The sequence below is a fragment of the Aeromonas sobria genome, from assembly GCF_050266975.1.
In the GTDB taxonomy this organism is placed as follows: domain Bacteria; phylum Pseudomonadota; class Gammaproteobacteria; order Enterobacterales; family Aeromonadaceae; genus Aeromonas; species Aeromonas sobria_B.
This window is the reverse complement of sequence record NZ_JBKISU010000108.1, coordinates 1-411: the sequence shown is the minus strand read 5'-3', so window position 1 is coordinate 411 and position 411 is coordinate 1. Positions and strand designations below refer to the sequence as shown.

The 411-nt window shown below is 51.3% G+C and carries 2 rRNA genes; both read left to right on the top strand.

What is annotated here, in order from left to right:
• A 23S ribosomal RNA gene (locus tag ACLHZ1_RS20650) occupies positions 1–92 on the top strand; the annotation flags it as partial.
• 196 nt (positions 93–288) lie between these two features.
• A 5S ribosomal RNA gene (gene rrf / locus ACLHZ1_RS20645) occupies positions 289–403 on the top strand.
• Positions 404–411 lie beyond the last annotated feature (8 nt).

Genomic DNA, 411 nt, shown 5'->3' with positions numbered 1-411 from the left:
GCCGTTGGAGACCACAACGTTGATAGGTGGGGTGTGTAAGCGCGGCGACGTGTTGAGCTAACCCATACTAATTACCCGTGAGGCTTAACCATACAACACCCAAGAAGTGTTTCTGGCCTTGTAGCAAGTGAACGAACTACTTACAAATTCAGTGATAGTGACAAAGCAAACAAGCGAAGTCGTTATTCACGTCAGCTTTCTCAGATTATTCGGTTCGTCCTGAACCTCACCCTTCGGGCCCGCCTACGGCGGTTTCGATTTGTTCCGGACAAATCGATGAAGAATTTGCCTGGCGGCCATAGCGCCGTGGAACCACCTGATCCCATGCCGAACTCAGAAGTGAAACGCGGTAGCGCCGATGGTAGTGTGGCATTCGCCATGCGAGAGTAGGACACTGCCAGGCTTCAATTA